The sequence below is a fragment of the Plantactinospora sp. A48 genome (assembly GCF_055793945.1).
In genome coordinates this window covers 1-21273 of the sequence record NZ_JBTIXF010000023.1, presented here as the reverse complement: position 1 = coordinate 21273, position 21273 = coordinate 1, and the positions used below count along the sequence as shown (strand labels likewise).

At 70.0% G+C, this 21273-nt stretch carries 20 protein-coding genes; 7 read left to right on the top strand and 13 right to left on the bottom strand.

Features of this window, described 5'->3' with window-relative positions; translation table 11 throughout:
* The first annotated feature begins 233 nt into the window (after positions 1 to 233).
* The 3 genes from ACXN5W_RS14440 to ACXN5W_RS14430 all read left to right on the top strand — a co-directional run bounded on the left by ACXN5W_RS14440 (position 234) and on the right by ACXN5W_RS14430 (position 2817).
* Positions 234 to 1172, top strand: coding sequence for an ATP-binding cassette domain-containing protein (locus tag ACXN5W_RS14440; RefSeq protein WP_473158777.1), 939 nt, complete (start codon positions 234 to 236; stop codon positions 1170 to 1172).
* Positions 1169 to 1918 (top strand): ABC transporter permease, encoded by a 750-nt coding sequence (locus tag ACXN5W_RS14435; protein ID WP_473158776.1) that lies wholly within the window; start codon positions 1169 to 1171, stop codon positions 1916 to 1918. The genes ACXN5W_RS14440 and ACXN5W_RS14435 overlap by 4 nt, the downstream gene beginning before the upstream one ends.
* A gap of 62 nt (positions 1919 to 1980) precedes the next feature.
* On the top strand, positions 1981 to 2817 hold the full coding sequence (locus ACXN5W_RS14430) for a DUF4097 family beta strand repeat-containing protein (RefSeq protein ID WP_473158775.1): 837 nt from the start codon (positions 1981 to 1983) through the stop codon (positions 2815 to 2817).
* A 24-nt stretch (positions 2818 to 2841) separates the two neighbouring features.
* Here ACXN5W_RS14430 and ACXN5W_RS14425 read toward each other — a convergent pair whose 3' ends face one another.
* Positions 2842 to 6021, bottom strand: a complete 3180-nt coding sequence (locus ACXN5W_RS14425; protein WP_473158774.1) for a BTAD domain-containing putative transcriptional regulator — start codon at positions 6019 to 6021, stop codon at positions 2842 to 2844.
* Positions 6022 to 6359: 338 nt separating this feature from the next.
* Here ACXN5W_RS14425 and ACXN5W_RS14420 point away from each other — a divergent pair, with 338 nt between their 5' ends.
* Together ACXN5W_RS14420 and ACXN5W_RS14415 are read left to right on the top strand one after the other, a co-directional pair.
* Positions 6360 to 7118, top strand: a complete 759-nt coding sequence (locus ACXN5W_RS14420; RefSeq protein ID WP_473158773.1) for a hypothetical protein — start codon at positions 6360 to 6362, stop codon at positions 7116 to 7118.
* 10 nt (positions 7119 to 7128) lie between these two features.
* Positions 7129 to 7719 (top strand): hypothetical protein, encoded by a 591-nt coding sequence (locus tag ACXN5W_RS14415; RefSeq protein ID WP_473158772.1) that lies wholly within the window; start codon positions 7129 to 7131, stop codon positions 7717 to 7719.
* 23 nt (positions 7720 to 7742) lie between these two features.
* Here ACXN5W_RS14415 and rox read toward each other — a convergent pair whose 3' ends face one another.
* Both rox and ACXN5W_RS14405 read right to left on the bottom strand, forming a co-directional pair.
* Positions 7743 to 9173, bottom strand: a complete 1431-nt coding sequence (gene rox, locus ACXN5W_RS14410) for a rifampin monooxygenase (protein WP_473158771.1) — start codon at positions 9171 to 9173, stop codon at positions 7743 to 7745.
* A gap of 246 nt (positions 9174 to 9419) precedes the next feature.
* On the bottom strand, positions 9420 to 9800 hold the full coding sequence (locus ACXN5W_RS14405; RefSeq protein WP_473158770.1) for a PPOX class F420-dependent oxidoreductase: 381 nt from the start codon (positions 9798 to 9800) through the stop codon (positions 9420 to 9422).
* A gap of 128 nt (positions 9801 to 9928) precedes the next feature.
* Here ACXN5W_RS14405 and ACXN5W_RS14400 point away from each other — a divergent pair, with 128 nt between their 5' ends.
* Complete coding sequence (locus ACXN5W_RS14400; RefSeq protein WP_473158769.1) at positions 9929 to 10537, top strand: TetR/AcrR family transcriptional regulator; 609 nt, start codon at positions 9929 to 9931, stop codon at positions 10535 to 10537.
* On the opposite strand, the gene ACXN5W_RS14395 is transcribed toward ACXN5W_RS14400, so the two are convergent.
* The 10 genes from ACXN5W_RS14395 to ACXN5W_RS14350 all read right to left on the bottom strand — a co-directional run bounded on the left by ACXN5W_RS14395 (position 10538) and on the right by ACXN5W_RS14350 (position 20602).
* The gene (locus tag ACXN5W_RS14395; RefSeq protein ID WP_473158768.1) at positions 10538 to 11041 is read right to left on the bottom strand and encodes a hypothetical protein; all 504 of its coding nucleotides are present in this window, start codon (positions 11039 to 11041) and stop codon (positions 10538 to 10540) included.
* 83 nt (positions 11042 to 11124) lie between these two features.
* Positions 11125 to 11670, bottom strand: a complete 546-nt coding sequence (locus ACXN5W_RS14390; protein WP_473158767.1) for an FAD-dependent oxidoreductase — start codon at positions 11668 to 11670, stop codon at positions 11125 to 11127.
* Position 11671: 1 nt separating this feature from the next.
* The gene (locus ACXN5W_RS14385; RefSeq protein WP_473158766.1) at positions 11672 to 12229 is read right to left on the bottom strand and encodes a hypothetical protein; all 558 of its coding nucleotides are present in this window, start codon (positions 12227 to 12229) and stop codon (positions 11672 to 11674) included.
* Between the two features lie 461 nt (positions 12230 to 12690).
* Entirely contained in the window at positions 12691 to 13248 is a 558-nt protein-coding gene (locus ACXN5W_RS14380) for a TetR/AcrR family transcriptional regulator (RefSeq protein ID WP_473158765.1), read from the bottom strand.
* On the bottom strand, positions 13232 to 14116 hold the full coding sequence (locus ACXN5W_RS14375; protein WP_473158764.1) for a class I SAM-dependent methyltransferase: 885 nt from the start codon (positions 14114 to 14116) through the stop codon (positions 13232 to 13234). Before ACXN5W_RS14375 ends, ACXN5W_RS14380 begins: the two co-directional genes overlap by 17 nt.
* Before the next feature lie 87 nt (positions 14117 to 14203).
* Positions 14204 to 15838: a glycoside hydrolase family 13 protein gene (locus ACXN5W_RS14370; RefSeq protein ID WP_473158763.1), complete on the bottom strand. Its 1635-nt coding sequence runs from the start codon at positions 15836 to 15838 to the stop codon at positions 14204 to 14206.
* A 71-nt stretch (positions 15839 to 15909) separates the two neighbouring features.
* Positions 15910 to 16797 (bottom strand): carbohydrate ABC transporter permease, encoded by an 888-nt coding sequence (locus ACXN5W_RS14365; protein WP_473158762.1) that lies wholly within the window; start codon positions 16795 to 16797, stop codon positions 15910 to 15912.
* Positions 16798 to 16810: 13 nt separating this feature from the next.
* Entirely contained in the window at positions 16811 to 17767 is a 957-nt protein-coding gene (locus ACXN5W_RS14360) for a carbohydrate ABC transporter permease (RefSeq protein ID WP_473158761.1), read from the bottom strand.
* An 84-nt stretch (positions 17768 to 17851) separates the two neighbouring features.
* Positions 17852 to 19231, bottom strand: a complete 1380-nt coding sequence (locus ACXN5W_RS14355; protein ID WP_473158760.1) for an ABC transporter substrate-binding protein — start codon at positions 19229 to 19231, stop codon at positions 17852 to 17854.
* 363 nt (positions 19232 to 19594) lie between these two features.
* The gene (locus ACXN5W_RS14350; RefSeq protein ID WP_473158759.1) at positions 19595 to 20602 is read right to left on the bottom strand and encodes a LacI family DNA-binding transcriptional regulator; all 1008 of its coding nucleotides are present in this window, start codon (positions 20600 to 20602) and stop codon (positions 19595 to 19597) included.
* 350 nt (positions 20603 to 20952) lie between these two features.
* On the opposite strand from ACXN5W_RS14350, the gene ACXN5W_RS14345 reads away from it, so the two are divergent.
* Positions 20953 to 21273 (top strand): endo-1,4-beta-xylanase (locus ACXN5W_RS14345; RefSeq protein ID WP_473158758.1); only part of this gene is annotated, 321 nt, incomplete at its 3' end.

The window sequence follows — 21273 nt, the reverse complement described above, 5'->3', positions numbered from 1 at the left end:
GGGAGGCGTACGCGCGCAGTCATCGCTCGATGATTGAGACCGGACTTCAACCATCGACCAACATCGACACCACGGATCTCCTCCGTCGGTTGACGACCGCCGGCGTCCGCGCTGCCCGCGACGGGGTTGGGGCCCGGTTCAGATGACGAAACGACGCCTCCGCGCCGGAATTCCCGGTGTCGTGTCAGAGCCGTGTCAGGGCGGTGACAGGGCGGGTGCCGATCGTGGACCGCATGAGAAATTCAGCGATTGAGGTTTCCGGGCTACGGAAGGCCTTCGGGAACAGGGTGGTGCTCGACGGCATCGACCTGGACGTTCCGGCGGGCACGGTCTTCTCCCTGCTCGGCCCGAACGGGGCGGGCAAGACGACAACGGTGAACGTGCTGACCACGTTGCTGCGGGCCGACGGCGGAACGGTGCGGGTCGCCGGGCGGGACGTCGCGACCGAGGCCAGGGCGGTCCGCGCGGCCATCGGGGTGACCGGCCAGTTCGCGGCGGTGGACGACCTGCTGTCCGGTCAGGAGAACCTGCGACTGATGGTGGATCTCCACGGGATGGCTGCCGGTCCGGGCCGGCGGGTCGTCACGGACCTGCTGGAACGGTTCGATCTGGTGGAGTCGGCGCGCAAGCCCGTGTCGACCTACTCCGGCGGCATGCGCCGCAAGCTGGACCTGGCGATGACGCTCGTCGGCAACCCGCAGATCATCTTCCTGGACGAGCCGACGACCGGGCTGGACCCGCGCAGCCGCCGCACGATGTGGCAGATCGTCCGCGACCTGGTCGCCGACGGCGTGACCATCTTCCTCACCACGCAGTACCTCGACGAGGCCGACCAGCTCGCCGACCGGATCGCGGTACTCGACCAGGGCCGGCTGGTCGCCCAGGGCACCCCCGAGGAGCTGAAGCACAGGATGCCCGGTACCCACGTCCGGCTCCGGTTCGGCACCGCCCCCGAACTCGACGCGGCCGCCCGGGTCCTCACCGACGCCACCCGCGACGACGAGACGCTCACCCTGCGGGTGCCCAGCGACGGCGGGACGCGGTCGCTGCGGTCCCTGCTGGACAGGCTCGACGAGCACTCGCTGGCCGCCGAGGAGTTCACCGTCCGCACACCCGACCTCGACGACGTTTTCCTCGCCCTGACGGGCCACACCACGGAGGCTGCGAAATGAGTGCCAAGTCCCATTCGATCGTCATGTTGCGGCGCAACTTCCAACACATCGCCCGGAACCCGACCTCGGTGTTCAACGCGGTCCTGATGCCGATCGTGATCGCGCTGATGTTCGTGTACGTCTTCGGAGACGCCTTCGACGTCGGGGTCAACTACATCGACTACGCGACGCCGGGGCTGATGCTGCTGGCCGTCTGCTACGGGCTGGGGGCCACCGCGACAGCGGTGAACTCCGACATGACCAAGGGCATCATCAACCGGTTCAAGGTCATGGACGTTTCCCGGGGCGCGGTGTTGACCGGTCACGTCGTCGCCAGTGTGCTGACCAACCTGGTCGCCATCGCGGCACTCGTCGGGGTGGCCTTCCTGCTGGGGTTCAGCCCGGCGGCCAGCCTCCTCGACTGGCTCGGTGTGGTCGGCCTCGTCGTACTGCTCGGTTCCGCGGCCGGCTGGCTCACGGTCGCCCTGGGCCTGTCGGCGAAGTCGCCGGAGACGGCGGGCCTGGCCGCCGTACCGCTGATCATGCTGCCGTTCTTCAGCAGCGCGATCGTGCCGGCCGAGAAGATGGGCCCGGGCGTCCGGCAGTTCGCCGAGTACCAGCCCTTCACCCCGATCATCGAAACCCTGCGCGGGTTGCTCAACGGCGCACCGTCCACCCACGACGCGATCGCGGCCATCGCCTGGTGCGCCGGCATCGCCGTCGTCGGCTACCTGTGGGCGCGGTCCACCTTCCAGAAGCGGGCCTGACCCCGATGACCTGCCAGCCAGCAGCCAAGACCCGCCGAACAGCAGACAACAGGAGCGAACTCATGCCCATCTTCACCACCCCCGGTCCCATCGCCGCCACCGTGCAGGTCGCCGGCGCCCGGGTACGGGTCACCGCGAGCGACCGGACCGACACCACGGTGCTGGTCGAACCCATCGACCCGGCCAGCCGCTCGGATCTGCGGGTCGCCGACAAGACCAGGGTCGACTTCGCCGACGGCCGGCTGTCGGTCAAGACGACCGTCTCCGGTGACAAGTCCGGTTCGGTCGCCATCACCATCGACCTGCCCGCCGGTTCCAGCCTGGTCGCCTACCTCGCGCACTCCACCGTCCGCGCCGACGGCTCGTTCGGCGAGTGCGAACTGCACATGGCGAAGGGTCGGGTCCAGCTGGACCGGGTCAACGCGCTGCGGGCGAACGTCGCCGCCGGTGAGGTCGAGATCGGTCACATCGCCGGACGTGCCGACATCGAGGGCAGCGTGGTCGCCGCCCGGATCGGCGAGGTCGGGGGCGCCGTCGGGCTCTCGAGTTCGGGCGGGCAGATCTGGATCGGCCACGCGTTCGCCGACCTCGACCTCAACAGCGGCAGCGGCGGTTTCGACATCGACCGTGCCGACGGCGGCGTCAGCGCCCGGACCGGCGACGGCGCCATCCGGATCGGCCGGCTGACGGGCGGTCGGGCGGAGCTGTCGAACCACTCCGGGAACATCGAGGTCGGCATCGGCGCGGGCACCGCCGCCCGGGTGGACGCCAGCAGCAAGCGCGGGTCGGTCCGCGACTCCGTCTCGACCCAGCCGGACACCCAACCGTCCGAGGGCAGCGTCACCGTCCACGCCCGCACCCGGCACGGCGACATCACCATCCGCCGCGCGGCGGCCTGACCCCCGGGTCGCGGCCCGCCGCCCTCATGGAGCGAGCGCCACCGTCACCAGTTCGGACCAGCTCGTCCGCGTACCCTGTGCAGCCGCCTCGGCGAAGCCCTCGTCGCCGAGGCGGCTGCGCGCGTACCGCTCGATCCGGGCCACGTCCGGGTGGCAGCGATCCGGCAGCCCACGCACGGCGGCGCTGGCCGCGAGCAGCCCGGCGGCCTGCTCGTACCGTTCGCGCCGCACGGCCAGATCAGCGACACCGACGATCACCCGCGCGATCACCGGAGCGTGCCCCGCCTCCGCCGCCGCCGCGCAGGCCGCCGCGCGATGGGTACGGGTCGCGTCGAGATCGTCGGTCAGGTAGCCGAGCAGGTCGTGCCGCTCCGCCCGGAGGTTGGCCCGGTCCGCCTCGGCGCCCAGCAGGGTGGTGGCGACGCCGAGTTGCTCGTACGCCTCCTCGGCGTCGCCGCCCCACCGGGCGAGTTCCGCCTTCGCGAGGGCCAGCAGGGCCAGCGCGTCCGGCCAGGTGACCCGCTCCGCGCACCGGCCCGCCTCGGCCAGCGCCGCCGCGCTGGCCTTCTCGTCGCCGAGCAGCCAGTACAGCTGGGCCTGTCGCGACCGCATCCGGATGACATCCTCGACCGCGCCGACCTCGGTGACGACCGCGACCGCCTGCTCGTAGTACGCGCACGCCTCGGCGAACTCGCCGCGCACGGCGATCCGGTCCGCCAGCTCGGACAGGGCGAACGAGATCCCCCACCGCTCGCCGAGCGCGCGGAACTCGGCAAGCGCCGTCTCGAGGTACGTGTCCGCGTCCCGCCCGGGATGGCCCAGCATGATCCGCATCTTGCCGAGGTGCAGCCGGGCCAGCGCGCGTACCCAGGGATCCTGGTTGTCCAGCAGGGGTTCCCAGGCGGACAGGACCGCGCCCGGCGTGCGCAGCATGCGTTCCAGCGGGACGACCAGTCCCAGCAGCGGGTTACCCCGGGCACCGCCCTGGCTCAGCCGGTACGCCTTGTGGATCCACTCCGCCGACTGGTGCTGGTCGCCCGGCCCGGAGTTGACGAACATCGACGTGAGGGCGTACACCATCGCCCGGATCTCGTCGGCCACCTCGCCGGGCGTGTCGATGGCCGCGGTGATCAGCTCCATGCCCTCGGCCTTGTGCCCGCTGAGCCACCAGTACCAGCCGGCCGCCGCCGCCAGCCGCATCGCCCCCCGCGCCTCGCCGGCCGCGACCGCCGCCCGCAGCGCGGAGGTGATGTTGTCGTGTTCGACCTCGAGCCTGGCCAGCCAGTCCAGCTGGTCGGCGCGGCGCAGGCGCGGTTCCGCGGCTTCGGTGAGGTCGACGAAGTGCCCGAGGTGCGCCCGCCGGGTCCGGTCCGACTCCCCCGCCTCGGCCAGCCGGTGCCCGGCGTACTCCCTGATGGTGCCGAGCATCCGGTAGCGGGGTGCGGCGTCGCCCTCGACGAGCAGCAGCGACTTCTCGGCCAGCGCGGTGAGCAGCTCGAGCACCCGCTCCGGCTCGACCCCGCCACCGGCGCAGACCCGCTCGGCCGCCGCCAGGCTCGCCCCACCGGCGAACACCGAGAGCCGGCGCAGGACCGCCCGTTCGGCGTCGGTGAGCAGCTCCCAGCTCCAGTCGACCACGGCCCGTAACGTCTTGTGGTGCGGCAACGCGGTCCGGCTCCCGCCGGTCAGCAGCCGGAACCGGTCGTCCAGCCGGTGAGCGAGCTGGTCGAGAGACATGGTCCGCAACCTGGCCGCGGCCAGTTCGATGGCCAGCGGCATCCCGTCCAGCGCCCGGCAGACCCGCGCCATCGTCGACAGCGTGCGGGCGTCGACCGCGAGGTCCCGGCGTACCGCGTTCGCCCGGTCCCGCAACAGCCGGACAGCCGCGGCGGACCCGATCTCGCCGGGACCGGCGTCCTCCGCCGGCAGGGCCAGCGGCTCGACCAGCCACAGCGCCTCGCCGGTGATGCCGAGCGGTTCCCGGCTGGTGGCCAGGATCCGCAGCCGCTGGCACTCCCCGAGCACCCGGTGGGCGAACGCCGCCGCCGACTCGATCAGGTGCTCGCAGTTGTCCAGGATCAGCAGCGCGTCCCGCTCCCGGATCGCGGCGATGAGCCGGTCCGTCGGCTCCACGTACGGCGCCTCGCCGAGCAGCCCGTCCCGCAGCCCGAGCCCGGCGAACGCCGCCTGCGCCACGTCACCGTCCGCGCCGAGGGCGGCCAGTTCCACCAGCCAGACCCCGTCCGGCAGGTCGCCGAGCAGCGTACGCCCGGTTTCCGTGGCCAGCCGGGTCTTCCCCGAGCCGCCCGGCCCGACCAGGGTGGTGAGCCGGTGCTCGGCGACGATCTCGCGGACCGCGGCGATCTCGGCGTCCTTGCCGACGAAGCTGGTCAACTCGGCACGCAGGTTGGTCCGGCGCTGCTGCGGCCCGGGCGCCTCCCACCGCGCCGGAACATCCTCCTCCCGCTGCTCCAGGTCGCCGCGCAGCAGCGCGACGTGCAGCGCGGACAGCCCCGGCGCGGGGTCGACGCCCAGGGTGTCGGCCAGGGTCTCCCGGGTGCGCTGGTACACCAGCAGCGCCTCGTTGCCGCGCCCGGCCGCGGCGAGGGCCCGCATCAGCGCGGCGACAAGCCGTTCCCGCACCGGGTACGCGGTCACCAGATCGGTCAGTTCGGGGATGAACTCCGGACCCTGGCCGAGGCCGACCGCCGCGTCGAACCGGTCCTCCAGCGCGGTCAGCCGCAGCCCGTCCAGCCGGCCGGCGGCGGCGTCGAACGCCGCGCTGTCGGCCAGACCGACGTCCTGCATCGCGGCGCCGCGCCACAGCGCGAGGGCCTCGCCGAGCAGCCGGAGCCGCCGCGGCTCGTCGTGCTCCCGTACCCGGGCCGCGGTGATCAGGCGCTCGAACCGCACGGCGTCGACGGCGTCGGGCTGCACCGTCAGCCGGTAGCCGTCGGTCCGCCCCTCGACCCATCCGCCCGGTAGCGCCTTGCGGAGCCGGGAAACCAGCCGATGCAGGGCATTCGTCGCGTCGGCCGGCGGGTGTTCACCCCAGATCCAGTCGACGAGCGTCGACTTCGGGACCACCCGACCGGGTTCGAGCGCCAGTACGACCAGCAGTCCGCGCAGCCGCGCGCCCGGCACGTCGACGAGGACCCCGTCGCCCGTGCGAACCTCGAACGGGCCGAGCATCCCGATCTGCACGCAGCGGATTTTGCCACGGCCCCTGACCAGGCAGTCAACCGCTCACGCCCAGCTCAGCGCCGGGCCTCACCGGGACGGGACCGAGCCCACGGTGGAGTCCGTGGCCGACGTCGCTCAGGCAGTCGCTACACGGCTTCACCCGAATCCGCGCGCCGGGCCATCTCCCCCCGCTGTCACGGATCTGACTCTCGAATCCGCCGTGGCGGAAGATACAATTCTGCCTCGGGTTTCGCCGGACTGGGGGCCGTGTGTCGCGCAAAGCTAACCACAACAGGCGGACCACGAAGGACTCGTCCGACAGGCAGCCCATTCCCTGGTATCGCAGGACAGTCATATGGATGGCCGGGATCCTGGTCGCCGCGCTGACGGGTGCGACAACAACCTTGTTCACGCAGATCATCGGCGGCGGCGCGGAAGAGGTGAAGAAGGCGATTGTCGGTTCGCCGTCGGCAGTGCCCGATGCGGGGCCTGTGGTGGCCGTAACCTACGGTTCGACAACGAACAACGATTGCTCCAGCGGTCTGAAGTGGGTGTTTCCAAAGGCGGCCGGCCAATTGCCACCACTGCCGGGCAGCAGAGATGAACAGATTCGGTTTGCCGCGGCGAATGGCGGGGTGCCAACCGCCGGAACGGTACTGACCCTGACGATACAGGGACGCGGTGACGCCGCCGTCGTCCTCACCGGCCTACGCGCCAAAGCGGTGACGCGCAGACCGGCGGTTGCCGGCACCGGGATGGTCGCTCTTGGGTGCGGCGGCGTTTCTTCCCGATGGTTCGCCCTCGACAATCTGGATTCCGACCCGATCCACGTCACACCCCAGGACGGCCAGGACGCCACCGGAAACCCCATCCCGGCGGTCACGTTCCCGTACCAGGTGTCCGCCAGCGACGTGGAGGTGTTCGAACTTTCCCCGCTCGGGCGTCGCTATGACGTCGACTGGATCGTCCAGATCGACTGGGCGTCCGCCGGCCGGACCGGCACACTCGATGTGAACGACCACGGAAAGCCCTTCCGGTTCACCGGGGACTCGGCAGCTGAGCCGTATTATTTCGATTCCCGTGTCCACAGATGGACACCCGCCGACAGACCCCGTTGAGGTGATTCCGGTGGGTGATATCCGGCGCAGTTGGCCAATTGTCGCGGTTGTGGCCGTACTCCTCACGGTTGCGGTGTTCCTTATGAACGCCGCCCTGCGCGACCGACGTGGCCCGCATGGGGCTCAACCGCTTGCACCCGATCGCACCAGCACGGCCAGTCAGACCACGGCCACCGGCCCCGAATTCGTGGCCTTCGTCGGCACCTGGGCCGTTCATGGCGAGACACTGGTCATCAACAGCGACGGTAGCGGTACCGACACCTGGAACGCGGGCCCGTGTGCTGATTCGATGACGGAGTCGAATCCCGACATGTGTTCCGGTCACGCCAACCTCCACTTCTCGCCCACCGGCACCGGCCTGGCCGGCACCTACACGAAGGTGTGGTACACGGACCAGAACGGTGCGGAAGTACCAGAATTCGATCCCGGCGACTCCAGCCTTGCGGCAGGTGACACGATCGAGCTGACCGTCGCGGCTGACGGAGTGCTCGCCCTGAAACATGTGACAACTCAGTTGAGCACCGAGGACGTATCGGTCAGCAATCCGTATCTCTGTGCCGCCAGGGCCAGCGCGGACTGGCACGCCCGCTGCAACGCCTAGCTGCTCGCCTGGGCAGTGACTGCTCACCTGGCGGCCCCGAACCACCGAGACAGCCGGTCGAGCAGCTCCCGCTGATCGTCACCGACCCACGCCACGTGCCCGTCCGGGCGCAGCAGCAGAGCGGGCACGTCCAGTTCCGCGCTGATGTCGACGACGCGGTCGACCCGGTCCGCCCAGCCCGCCACCGACAGCCCGCCGGTCTGATCCAGCAGCAGCCCGCGTCCCCGGTGCAGCAGCCCGTACAGGCTCCCCCGCTTCAGCTCCACCTCCCGCAACCGCCGGCCGAGCAGCTCATGGCCCTCCCCGAAGTCGTACCGGACCGAGATCGCGGTGATCTTCTCGATCAGGTACCGGTTCACCTCCTCGAAGTCCATCAGCTGCGCCATCAGCCGCCGGACGGCCTGAGGACCCGATTCCAGCGACATCAGCTCCGTCTGCGCGCGGGTGTTGTCCAGTACGTCCGCCGCCACCGGCTGCCGTTCGGCCTGGTACGTGTCCAGCAGACCGGCCGGGGCCCACCCGTCGACCTCCGCGGCCAGCTTCCAGCCCAGGTTGAACGCGTCCTGGATACCGAGGTTGAGTCCCTGCCCACCCAGTGGCGGGTGAACGTGTGCCGCGTCACCGGCCAGCAGTACCCGGCCGACCCGGTAGCGCTCGGCCAGGCGGGTGGCATCGCCGAACCGGGAGAGCCAACGCGGCGAGTGCACCCCGAAGTCGGTCCCGGCGGTCGCCCGCAGCTGCTGTCTGAACTCCTCGATCGTCGGCGGGACCGTGCGGTCGTCCGTCACTCCCGCCGCGGGCACGACAACGCGGTACAGCCCGTCCCCGTCCCCGACCGGCCCGACGCCGAACCGCAGCTGCGTCCTGCGTACCTCCGTCATCACGGCGATCACCTCGTCCGGCGCCGCGGTCAACTCCATCACGCCCAGCAGCGTCTCGAATCTGGTGGGCTCACCTGGAAAACCGACGCCCAGCAGCTTGCGCACCGTGCTGCGACCGCCGTCGCAGCCGACCAGGTAGCGCGAGCGCAACCGGGTGCCGTCAGCCAGCTCAGCGGTCACCCCGTCCTCGTCCTGGCTCAACCCGACAAGTTCGCTCCCGCGCCGGAACTCGGCGCCGGCCTCGGTGGCGTGCTCGGCCAACAGCCGTTCGGTGACCGGCTGCGGGATGCCCAGGATGTACCCGTGTGCGGTGTCCATCCGTTGCGGCCACGCCTTGGCGATCCCGGCGAAGTAACCACCGAGCTGGAACCTGTGCCCGTGCGCGAGAAAGCGCTCCAGCAGGCCGCGCTGAGCCAACACCTCGATGCTGCGCACGTGCATGCCGAGCGAGCGGACCACCTTTGTCGGCTCCGCGTCCCGCTCCAACACGACCACCCGCACGTCGTGCAGCCGCAACTCGGCGGCCAGCATCAAGCCGGTCGGTCCGCCGCCCACGATGATCACGTCGATCATGGAATCCCCGTTCGATTTCTCGCGCAGCCCGGCACGTCAACAAACAACGGCGCGCTTCGCGAACCCCCGATTTCGCCAGGTTCTGGCTTCGGCCGAGGATTCTGCAACAAACCCGGGGTCTTGCCGCAAGTCCCCCATTGCGGTATACGTTAGGAGTGGCAGGGAGTCGACGATTCCCTGCTCTTCTTTTTGCGGTGGCAGTGGAAGCGCCGAAGCCCTCGACGCGGGTCGGAAGGCCGGGGTCGATCAGAACGACACGATGATGCCGACCATCGGGGGGCGGCGTAGTCGAAGCAGCCGAGCGAACCAGTTGCCCGCCCGGGACATCACGTACCGGCGGGCCAGCAGCTTCCGGGCCAGCGCCGTCCCGTCGCCGTCGAGCAACCGGGCGGTTCCCGTCACGCTCGGCGCGTCCGGGGCCACCGTGCCGCGTACGGAGCACGGCACCACCCGCACCTGCGGGTTGTTCCGGATCCGCTTGACCTTGCCCGAGCCCGCCTCGGTCACGATCCACAACTCAGCGCCGTGCGGTACCTGCCAGACCGGAGTGGCCACCGGTGTGCCGTCCTTGCGGAAAGTGGTCAAACTGACGTACCGGCTGCGGGCGATCTCATCAGGCAAACTCATCAACCAAGCGTACGAGCCGGCCGGGCCGACCGGAACGACCGACGGACAGGGTCAGGGTCAGGTGCCGGCGAGGGCGGTACGAAACCGGGCGCAACTCGACCGAACGTTCTATTCGCTAAGATGGTCGGATGACGCGCGACGAACCCGAGGCCCGGCCTTCTGAGGCACGACTCAGGCTTCTCCGCACGGCGATCAGGATCTTCTACACGGAGGGCATTCACTCCGTCGGCGTCGACCGGATCGTCGCCGAGGCGAACGTGACCAGGGCCACTTTCTACCGGCACTTCCCCAGCAAGGACGACCTCATCCTGGCCTACCTGCGTGAGGTGCACCAGCTGGAGCGCGGCATGGTGGACGAGGCCCTCGCCACCAACCAGTCGCCGGTCGATCCTCTCCTGGCCATCGCTGGTTCCATCGCGCAGAACATCCAGTCCCCCGGATTCCGTGGGTGCGCGTTCCTGAACGCCGCAGCGGAATATCCCGACACGAACCATCCCGTACACCAGGAACTCCTGGCCCATCGGAAATGGTTCCTGGACACCATCACCACGCTCATGGCGCAGGTCCACGAAGAAACGGCGGATCCCGCAGCGCGGCACTTCGTCATGCTGCGGGACGGCGCCATGGCGGCCGGATGCCTTTCCGACCCCACACTGGTGTCCGAGACCTTCCTGCGCGGTATCGAAGGGCTTCTCAGGATCAACTCGGAGCGTCAGTCGGCGGACTCGGCCCGTTAATTAACCCCCCGGACGACCGCCCCGCCCCGCGCCGGGTGGCGCGCGCGGCCGACCGGCCCAGGTCAGCGGCCCGTACGCCTCCAGCAGGCGCAGCCAGACCTCGCTGACGGTCGGATACGCAGGCACGGCGTGCCACAGCCGCTCCAGTGGGACCTCGCCGACGACGGCGATCGTCGCGGCATGGATCAGTTCCGCGACGTCCGGGCCGACGAGGGTGCAGCCGACGATCACCCGCCGGTCCTCGTCCACGACCATCCGGGCGTGCCCCAGGTAGCCGTCGGCATGCAGCATGGACCCGGCCGTCGCGGCCAGGTCGTAGTCGACGACCCGGATCCGTAGCCCGGCGGCCCCGGCGGCGGCTGCGGTCAGCCCCACCGACGCGACCTCCGGATCGGTGAAGACGACCTGCGGCACGGCGCGGACGTCGGCGGTGGCGACATGCCGACCCCAGGGACGGTCGTCTGCCGCTTCGCCCCTGGCCCGCGCCACGATGACGTCGCCCACCGCACGAGCCTGTTACTTGCCCTGGTGGGTCAACAGCACACGCCGGTTGACGTCCCCGGCCGCGTACAGCCATCCGTCGCCGATCAACGCCCCGGTACCGTCGACCACCCGCAGTGTGTCGTCGACCGTGAGCCAGGCACCCGGCTCCAGGCCGAGCCCAGACCGGCGATGTCCGGCAGCAGTGCACTGCTGCCGGTCGCGATGACGACCGCCTGTCGGGCGGTGAGCGAGGTCGGGGCGCCGTCCGCGCCGGTCACCTCGACGGTCCGGTCGGAGCTGATCCGTCCCTGGCCCCGATACAGCGGGATCCCCGCCGAGTTCAGCCAGGACACCTGCCCGTCATCCTTCCAGTGGGCGGCGAAGGAGTCCCGGCGGCGCAGCACGGCGGCCACGTCCAACTCGCCGGTCACCGCCTCGCGGGCACCGGGCAGCTGACGGGCCGCCCGGAGCGCGGTCTGGCTGCGCAGCAACGCCTTGGTCGGCATGCAGGCCCAGTACGAGCACTCACCGCCGACCAGCTCCCGCTCGACGATCGCGGCGGTCAGGCCGCCCCGCACAACGCGATCGGCGGCGTTCTCCCCCGCCGGCCCCGCGCCGATGACAACGACGTCGTAGGTGGCGTTCCGCACGTCAGTTTTCCTTCGCGGTACGGCCCAGCCGGATGGCGGCGATGAGGAAGAAGATGGCGCCGGGGATGGCGTACCCGATCGCGTTGGTCAGCGCCGGGTTGTCCGCGGCGGCGGCCGCGAAGAACGACCCGCCGGCGAGTACGGAGAGGCCACCACTGATGATCATCGGCCACTGGCCACCCATCCGGCGGCGGGTGACGCCCACGATCAACTGCACCAGCCCGGCCACGACGGCCCAGGCACCCCAGACGCGCAGGACCGCCGGGACGCCGGACGTGCCGGCGATGACCAGACCCACCGCGGCGAGCAGGCTGATCGCGACGTTCACGTACAGCAGGGTGGGCGATCCGGTGGTCCGCGACGCGCGGACATCGACGATGGCGGCGACCACGTCGAACAGCGGATAGAGCACGAGCAGCGCGGCGGTGAGGGGGGTGAGATGCTTCGCGAGGGGGAACGTCACCGCGGCCCAGACGATTGCGAAGGCGAAGCGACCGAAGTACAACCGCCGCAAGGCAGCGGCCGTCGTCGAGATGCCGGGAACGGCAACGGTGGTCATGGTAATCCTCTCAAGGCTCCGGAACGAAGGGACGCACGGCGGGGTGCGGGCCACCGCCGGGAGGGGCGGCGGTGTTATTCGATATCCGAGAACAGCCCGGTGATCTCAACCTGAGCGCCACACCAACTAGCCGACGCTAGATAGAACGAACGTTCTGTCTCTAGAGACCGTACCGGTCCGCCCACCAACCGTCAAGACAGATCGTTCTATCGCGGCCGACCGGTGCGGTGACCGGTCGATGGTCCGCGGTGTCGGTGTCCGCGTACCTGAACGAGGGGTACGGGGCCTTTGGGGTGGCCGGCGTGGCTGGACGAACAGCGCGACCAGGGCCAGCACGCCGGCCACCACGCTCTGCCCGACCATCGGCGCCCAGTGGGCCAACGCCGGCGTGGCCAGCAGCAGGGCGGCCAGGCCGATCAGGTTCGTCAGCGGACGCCCGCCGGGTCGGACCGGAGCCCGCGTCAAGCTGACAGCAGCCGGGCCAGCAGGGACTCGACGGCGGCCACGTACGCGGCGTTGTCGACGGTGTCATCCCACACGGTCTGCAGGAGCAGCCCCTGGTACATCGCGATGAGCACCCGGGCGAGCGCGTCGGCGTCGACGTCCGGAACCTGTTGGCTGATGAACGCGGCGGCGGCCCGCCGTGGTTCGTCGACGCCGTCGCGGACGAGTTCCCGGATCCGGGGCGAGCGGACGGCCTCGGCCCACGCCTGTACGCCGACCCGCAGGTTCTCGCGGGCGTCGGGGTCGCCGACGGAACGCAACAGCGTCAGATACGCCCGTACCGGATCGTCGGCGACGGCGGCCGATCGCTGCTCGTGCCAGGCCGAGACGATGGCCGTGATGATGTCGTCCTTGCCGGCGAAGTACCGGTAGACGAGACCCGCGCTGACCCCGGACGCGGTGACGATGTCCTGCATCGAGGTCTTGTGGAAGCCGTCCCGGGCGAAGCAGGCCGCGGCGGCGTCGAGGATCTGCTGCCGCCGCCCGGCGCGGTGCGCGTCACTGACCTTGGGCACCATCAACCTCCGCCTGCGCGATCCGGTAGAACTCGGCGGTCGGCTCGTCCCGCCCCAGCGGTACGAGGTAACGGGCGGCAGCGTCGCGGGCGGACATGTCGAGCAGCAGGCTGAGCCCTCGTTCGGCAAGGTGCGCCGGCAGCTGCGCCGGGTCGAAGCCGAACGTCCACGGTTCGCCGTGGCGGCGCACCTCGGCGTGCCACTCGTCGACGCCGGTGTACCCGCCGGTGCCGTCGAGCGCGGACCTGTCGACGTAGGTGAAGACGATGCGGCTGCCGGGACCGAGGGCTCCGGCGAGGGTACGCAGGGTCGCGTCCACGGCGTCAGCGGTGAGGTAGTTGGTCACCCCTTCCCAGACGACGACGGTGCGTGGACCGCCGTCGAGCCCGGCCGCGCCGAGTTCGTTCCGACTCAGGTCAACGGGTACGAACCGAACGTGGCGGCGCCGCTCCGCCGGAACGCGGGCCGCCACAACCCGCTTCTTGACCTGCTGGGTGGCCGGGTGGTCGATCTCGACCACCTGCGTACCCGCCAGGGCGGGCAGCCGGTAGGCCCGACTGTCGTATCCGGCACCCAGCAGCACGACCCGGGTGGCGCCGGCGGTCACCGCGTCGTCGACCAGGTCGTCGATGAGCCGGGTACGCACGATCGCGGAGGCCCGTGGTCCACCCGGCCACCGCTCGTCGATACAGCGCTCGATGTACCGCCCGAGGGGCTGCCACCGGGCGGCCCGGGCGACCAGCCGGTACCCGCCCGACAGGAACCGGGCGGCGTAGGGATCGTCGAACAGGCGCGGGCCGGGCCGGGCCGATTCAAGGGCCCGGAACAACGCCACGTGCGCGGCGGTGCGACTGGCGTCGTCAAGCATGCCGACACAATAATGAATGAACGTCCACTTTACCAGGAGGCACCGATCGACCGCCGCGCCGGTCAGGGCGCCTCAGGCCCGGCCGGCTCAGTCCGCCGGCTCGGTGACCCGCAGCCAGACGGCGGTGTCCGGCGGTAGCAGACCGTCCCCGAGTGGCCCGCTGGCCAGCAGCAGTTCGCCGCCCGTAGGCAGCGGGACGGCCGCGTCGGCCAGGTTGACCAGGCAGCGGAAGCCGCCGCCACGGGTGAAGGCGAGCACCCGTTCCGGGGCCGGCAGCCAGGCCAGCGCGCCAGCGCCGAGGGCCGGTTCGGCCCGCCGGATCCGGATGGCCGCCCGATAGAGTTCGAGCATCGAGTCCGGGTCGCCGGTCTGCGCCTGGACCGTCCGGGCCTTCCAGTCCGCCGGCTGCGGCAGCCACGGCTGCGCGGCGCCGTCGGGGCTGAAGCCGAAGGGCGACTCGTCCCCGGCCCAGGGCAGCGGCACCCGGCAACCGTCCCGACCGGGGTCGACCCGCCCGGAGCGTTCCCACATCGGGTCCTGACGCTGCGCGTACGGGATGTCCTCGACCTCCCAGAGGCCCAGCTCATCGCCCTGGTAGATGTAGGCGGCGCCGGGCAGGGACAGGGACAGCAGCGCGGCGGCCCGGGCCCGGCGGGTGCCCAGCGCAAGATCGGTGGGGATCCCCTCGCGCTTGGCCGCGAAGCTGAACGTGGTGTCCGCCCGACCGTAGCGGGTGACGTGCCGGGTGACATCGTGGTTGGAGAGCACCCAGGTGGCCGGGGCCCCGACCGGCGCGTGCGCGCTCAGCGTCCCGTCGATGCTCTCGCGCAGCGCCGAGGCGTCCCAGGCACAACCGAGAAAGTCGAAGTTGAACGCCGCGTGCAGTTCATCCGGGCGGAGGTAGTTCGCGAACCGCTGCCGGTCCGGCAGCCACACCTCGCCGATCAGCGCCCGGTCGCCCGGGTACCCGTCGGCCACCCGCCGCCAGGCCCGGTAGACATCGTGCACCCCGTCGAGGTCGTGGAACGGGTGTGGACGGTCCGGCCGGACCTCGGGCAGCATCCCGTCCTTGACCAGCAGCCCGGCCGAGTCGATCCGGATGCCGTCCACCCCCCGGTCGAACCAGAACCGCAGGATGTCCTCGAACTCGGCCCGCACCCGGGGGTGATCCCAGTTGAGATCCGGCTGCTGCGCGGTGAACAGGTGCAGGTACCAGTCACCGGGAGTGCCGTCGGGGTTGGTGGTCCGGGTCCAGGTCTCCCCGCCGAACTCGCCGATCCAGTCGGTGGGCCGCCGGTCACCGTTCGGACCCCGACCGGGACGGAACCAGAACAGATCCCGCTCGGGTGCGCCGGGCCCACCGGCGAGCGCGGCCCGGAACCACGGATGCGCGTCCGAGCAGTGGTTCGGCACCACGTCGACGATGATCCGGATGCCGAGCCCGTGCGCTTCCTCGATCAGCGTCTCCACCTCCGACAGGCTGCCGAAGACCGGGTCGATGTCGCGGTGGTCGGTCACGTCGTAGCCGGCGTCGGCCATCGGCGACGGATACCAGGGGCTGAACCAGATCGCGTCGACGCCGAGCGCGGACAGGTGGCTCAGCCGGGACCGGATGCCGGCGACGTCGCCGACACCGTCGCCGTCACCGTCGGCGAAACTGCGCGGATACACCTGGTAGATCACCGCGCCACGCCACCACGGACCGCTGTCTGCTGAGGACACGAGCACCTGCTTTCTGCGTTCTGGGTGTTACGTCTTTCTGTGTGTCACGTCGGCGGGTCCGCCGGATCGGGCTATCCCTTGAGGCTGCCGGTGGTGAGGCCGGACATGATGTTCCGCTGGAAGATCAGGAAGATGACGACGGTCGGGATGGCGGCGATCACCGAGGCGGCGATCACCACGTTCATCGGCGTCCCACCGGAGAAGGCGTAGATGCCGACGCTCACCGTCCGGGTCTCCGGTGACGGCATGACCAGCTTCGGCCAGAGGAAGTCCTTCCAGACCGCCGTCACCGCGAAGATCGAGACCACCCCGAGGATCGGGCGCGAGATCGGCAGGATGATCGACCACAGCGTGCGCAGCGGCGTCGCCCCGTCCACCAGGGCGGCCGCCATCAGCTCGTCCGGGATCGAGTCGAAGAACCGCTTGAGCAGGAAGATGTTGAAGGCGTTAGCCACCAGGGGCAGCCAGATGGCGAACGGCGAGTCGAGCAGGTTGAGGTGCAGGATCGGCAGGTCGATCACGGTCACGTACTGCGGGACGATCAGGACCATCGCGGGAATCATCAGCGTAGCCAGCATCAGGGCGAGGATCACGTTGCCGAACATCGGCCGGAGCTTGGACAGGGCGTACGCCGCGGCGGTGTCCAGGACGAGTTGGAACAGCACCGCGCCGGCCGCGTAGTAGAACGTGTTGAACAGCAGCTTGGCCAGATCCAGGTGGTTCCAGGCGTCGGCGTAGTTCTGCGGGCGGGGATCGTGCGGGAACAGCGACGGCGGGGTCTGCGCGATCTCCTGGCCGGACTTGAGCGCGCCGGTGACCATCCAGTAGAGCGGTCCGAGGAAGACGAGGGTGAAGCCCACGACGACCACGACGAGCAGCGTCCAGTAGATGACCCGACCGCGTCCCCGGTTGAGCTGCCCCGGAGAGATGAGCGTCCGGCCGCCGGAGTCCTGTGCCATGTCGCCGCCCGTCCTAGTCCTGTTTCGCGCTCAGCCGCAGGTAGCCGGCGGAGAAGCCGGCCAGCACCACGAGCATGATCACGCCGAGCGCCGCGGCGCCGTTGAGGTCGTTCTGGAAGAACCCGTGCTGGTAGATGAGGTACGCCACCGACGTCGCGGAGTCCTCCGCGCCCGCGCCGTTGGCGAGGATCAGTGGTTCGATGAAGAACTGCATCGTGGCGACGATCTGCAGCATCGCCAGGAGCGCGAGGATCAGCCTGGTCTGCGGGATCGTCACGTGGCGGATCCGCCGCCAGACCCCGGCCCCGTCGAGTTCGGCGGCCTCGTAGAGCTCGCCGGGGATGTTCTGCAGCGTCGCGAGATAGATCAGCACCGCGCTGCCCATGTTCATCCAGGTCGAGGCGAGCACCATCGCCGGCATCGTCATCCCGGGCGACTGCATCCACTGTGACGTCGGCAGGTGCAGGGCCTTGAGGATGGCGTTGAACAGCCCCGCCTCGCTGGGGTCGTACGCGTAGTACTTGAAGAGGAACAGCGCCGAGGCGGGCGGCAGCATCACCGGCAGGTAGACCAGGATCCGCAGGTAACCCTTCAGGTGGCGGAGTTCGTTGAGCAGGACGGCCACGAGGAACGGCACCGCGTAGCCGAGGACGAGCGCCAGAACCGTGAACAAGAGGGTGTTCCGCCAGGCGTTCCAGAAGCTGGGGTCGGCGATGATGCGGTCGTAGTTGGCCCAGCCCACCCAGGTGGTCTCGCCGCGCCGGGTGCGCTGGAAGCTCATCACGACGCCCCGGATCATCGGATACCAGGAGAAGACCGCGAAGCAGAGCACCGCCCCGATCAGAAACGCGTACCCGGTCAGGTTGTCCCGCACCTTGCGGCCGAGACCGGTTCGCGGCGCCCCCGCCGGGTACGGCCGGACAGGTCGACCCGGTTTCCTCCTGGTCCCCGGGACGGTGGTGATCGCCAAGGCAGCTCCTACGGTGAGTCGGCGAACGGGCGGCTGCGGTGCGGGTGGCGTGGGAGTCGGCGGGCCGGCTCCCACGCCACCGGGTCACTTCTGCGCGGCGAGGAGCTGGTTGACCTTCTCCTCGGCCGTCCTGAGCAGCGCGTCGATGTTCGCGTTCGGGTTGGTCAGCACCCCGGACACCGCGGCGTCGAGCACCGCGTAGATCGCCTGCGCGTCGCGCGGCTCGCCCTTGATCGGGATCGGGTTCGCCTCGAAGATCGCGAAGTTCGAGGTGTCGACGTTCGCGTTCGCCTTGCGCAGTTCGACCTCCTGCTTCTGGGCGGCGGTGCCGTTGGCGAAGAGCAACGGCTGGGGCAGGCCCACCGGATAGTTCTGCGGCTTGGCCCGGACGTAGTCGAACTGGCCCTTGCCGGGCGTCAACTTCTGGTAGGCGATCCACTTCAGACCCGCCTTGACCTGGTCGGGGGTCAGGCCCTTCTTGAAGAAGTAGCCCTCGCCGCCACCGAGCGTCGCCTTCGCCGGGCCGTCCTGGCCGGGCAGCGGGCCCATCGCCCAGTCCTGGAACCTGCCCTGGAACTGGCTGACGATCGCCTGGGTGGCGTCCGGGGCGCCGATGAACATGCCCACCTTGCCCGCGCCGGCGTTGGTCAGCAGGTCGCCCCACTGCAGGAGTTGACGGGATCCCATGCTGTTGTCGCCGTACCGCATGTCCTTGAGGTTCTGCAGGACCTGCCGGCCCATCGCGTTGTTGAAGTCGGCCTTCCTGCCGTCGTCGGTCAGCACCTGACCGCCCTGCGAGTACAGCAGGGAGGTGAAGTGCCAGCCGCCGGTGTTGCCGGCGCTGTATTCCGAGTAGCCGGCGATGCCCTTGCCCAGCGCGGCGATCTTCCTGGCGGCGGCCCGGACCTCGCCCCAGGTCCTGGGCGGGTTGTTCACGTCGAGCCCGGCCTGCTGGAACAGCACCTTGTTGTAGACCAGGCCCATCGAGTAGTTCTTCACCGGGACGGCGTAGAGCTTGCCGCCGTCGGTGAAGACGCCCTTGAGTGCCGGGTCGACACTTTCCCAGGTCGGAACCGTTTCCTGGTTGACGAAGTCGGTGACGTCCATGGCCTGGCCGGAGTCGAGCACCTGCTTGAGGTCGGTCATGTAGCCGTAGAACACGTCGGTCACGGTGCCGCCGGCGAGCCGGGCGGTGAAGTCGGGCGGGTTGTTGCACTGCTCACCGACGCTGACGCTCTTGATGACGATGTCCGGGTTCTGCCGCTGGAACTCGGCGACATCGTCGTTCCAGTTCTTCAACAGCTCCTTCTGGGAGCCGACCGGCTGGCAGTCGACGGTGATGGTGACCTTGCCGCCTGCGTCGCTCGTCGAGGTGTCGCTCTTCGTGGAGCACGCCGCGAGGCTGAGCCCCAGGCCGGCCACGAGCGCGAGCGCCCCGGCCTTCCGGTAGTGCGGTACGGACATCTGTCCATCCCTTCGCCGAATGAGTGGCTGTATGACCCGCGCTGTCCGCGATGCCCTGTTTAGTGGGTGGCGTACCCGATCGGAGCTGATCCCGGGTAGGTGCATCCGGGGTCAGGTGTGAGTCGAGTCACTGTAGCCAGGCCGACTCATTTCGGCAAGGTTTCGATTTGGTTGTGAAAGTAAGCGACATCAGGGTGGCAGATCTCGACAGCCCGACCGTTCAGACGGAGGTGCCGACCTGTGCCCGCCTGGGCGGGCACGACAAAACGGCCGCCGACCGCGAAGCGGTCGGCGGCCGAGCGTCGTCCAGGCCAGGAAGGCGGCGCGGGGCGGCTCACCGGCGGGGAGCCGGCGCGGGGCGGCTCAGCTGCGGGGAGCCGGCGCGGTCGAGCCGCGTACCACCAGCTCGGGCTCGAAGAGCAGCTCGTCGTGCAGCACTCCGGCCCCCTCGATCTGGGTGACCAGCAGGTCGACAGCCGCCTGGCCCATCATCTCGATCGGCTGACGCACCGTGGTCAGCGGCGGGTCCGTGCAGGTCATGAACGCCGAGTCGTCATAGCCGACCACCGACACGTCGGCCGGCACCGCCCGACCCATCCGGCGGGCGGCCCGGATCGTGCCGAGCGCGAGGACGTCGCTGGCACAGACGATGCCCGTGACACCCCGCTCGATCAGCCTGCCGGCGGCCACCCGGGCGCCCTCCATCGAGAAGTTGGACCGCTCCACGTGATCCCCCGCCGCGTCGTCCGACCAGCCAGCCACCCGGACCATCGCGGCGAGCTTGCGGCGGGACGGCACGTGGTCCTCCGGGCCCAGCACCATGCCGATCCGCTCGTGACCCAGCGACCTCAGGTGGCCGTACGCCTGCTCGACGGCGACCGCGTCGTCGGTGGAGACCCGCGGAAAGCCCAACTCGTCCACGCCGGCGTTGACCAGCACCACCGGCAGGTGCCGGTCGGTCAGCCGCCGGTAGTGGTCGTGCCGCGCGTCGGCCAGCGCGTACGACCCGCCGGCGAAGATCACTCCCGACACCTGGTGGTCGAGCAGCATCTCGACGTAGTCCGACTCGGAGACCCCACCGATGGTCCGCGCGCACAGCGCAGGGGTGAAGCCCCGCTGCGCCAGTGACCCGGTGACCACTTCGGCCAGGGCCGGGAAGATCGGGTTCTGCAACTCGGGCAGCACCAGGCCAACCAGCCGGGCCCGCTCGCCACGCAACCTGGTGGGACGCTCGTAGCCGAGGACGTCGAGGGCGGTGAGCACGGCGGTCCGGGTGGACTCGGAGACGCCACCCCGCTCGTTGAGCACCCGGCTGACCGTCGCCTCGCTGACGCCGGCCTTCTTGGCAACCTCGGTGAGTCGTCTCGTCACGCCGGAAATCGTACGTCAGATTCCTGCAAAAAGCGCACAGCGATCTGCCATCTGATGCGATCCCCTGCCGTGCCGCTGCCGGATGTCCCGCAACCGCATCCTCGACGGCTCAGGTGAGGCCGAATATCGCCGATCGACTTAGCTCGATATATCATCGTCGGGACGTAGCGCCACCATGCCCGCTTCCGGGAGGGCGGTGCCGCGCGGTGCGAGGACCCGACATCGGAGGAGGCACGTGCTTGGCGAACGGGTCGAGCAGCCAGCCGCCGACCGGTTGGTTGGTGACTCGGGTCGAGGTCAGGTCGTGGCCGGTGACGGTCCAGCCGAAACATCAAGGAGGAAACACCCACATGAATGACGTTCCCGCTCCACCACAACGCCGTACCAACCGGCGTACCCGACTACTCCTCGGCGGTGTCTGCGCCGCGGTGACCGCCATCTCCTCGATGGCCATGGCCACCATGGCCCACGCCGACCTCCCCGGCCAACCCGGCACCACCCTCAAAGCCGCCGCCGAACGCAGCGGCCGCTACTTCGGCGCCGCCATGGGCGGAGACCGGCTCAGCGACTCCGGCTTCCTCACCATCGCCAACCGCGAGTTCGACATGATGACCGCCGTCAACGAAATGAAACCCGACGCCACCGAATCCAGCCCCGGCGTCTTCACCTTC